Annotated in this window: 1 protein-coding gene; it reads left to right on the top strand. The window is 61.7% G+C overall.

Annotation, left to right across the window (positions count from 1 at the left end; translation table 11 throughout):
- A partial coding sequence (locus ACODSU_RS25275; RefSeq protein ID WP_488845715.1) for an O-linked N-acetylglucosamine transferase, SPINDLY family protein occupies positions 1 to 845 on the top strand: 845 nt, incomplete at both ends.

Below are 845 nucleotides of genomic sequence, written 5' to 3'. Positions count from 1 at the left end.
GTGAGGGCGGACGGCATAGACATTTTGGTGGATCTGGCGGGGCACACGGCGGGCAACCGGCTGGGTGTGTTTGCGCGCAAGCCGGCGCCGGTATCGGTGAGCTGGATGGGCTACGGATACACGACAGGGCTGAAGGCGATCGACTACTACCTGACGGACGAGGAAAGCGTGCCCAAGGGAAGCGAGCACCTGTTCTCGGAAAAGCCATGGAGACTGCCCTGCACGTTCACGGCGTACAGGCCGCCGCAAGAGCAGATGGGCGAGGTGAACGAACTGCCGGCGCTGGAGCGCGGGTACGTCACCTTCGGCACACTGACACGAGCGGTGCGGATCAACCACCACACGATAGAGGTGTGGTCGGAAATACTCAAGAGAGTGCCGAATGCGAAGCTGGTGATAGACAGCAGCAGCTATGTGGATGAGCTCACGCAGGAAGGCTTGTTGAAGAAATTTGAAGAGAAGGGTGTGGACAGGAGCAGGCTGCAGGTGGGGTACCACAGCCCGCCGTGGGATGTGCTGCGCGGGATGGACATAGGGCTGGACTGCTTCCCGCACAACTCGGGCACGACACTGTTCGAGAGCCTGTACATGGGAGTGCCGTACATCACGCTGGAGGGTAGGCCGAGCGTGGGCAGGTTGGGAGGTGCGATTCTCAAGGGATTGGGGAAGGCGCAGTGGATAGCGCGCACGCAGCAGGAGTATGTGGAGCTGGCGGTGGATCTGGCGGGGGATGTGGACAAGCTGGCGAGAGAGCGCAGGGGTTTGCGGGAGCAGATGCGGGCGAGCGAGCTGATGGATGAGGAGGGGTTTGCGAGGAAGGTGGAGCAGGCCTATGCCATGATGTT

This window comes from Acidovorax sp. FG48 (assembly GCF_057809085.1).
Note: the sequence above shows the minus strand (reverse complement) of the source record. Positions and strands in the feature narration are given on the sequence as shown.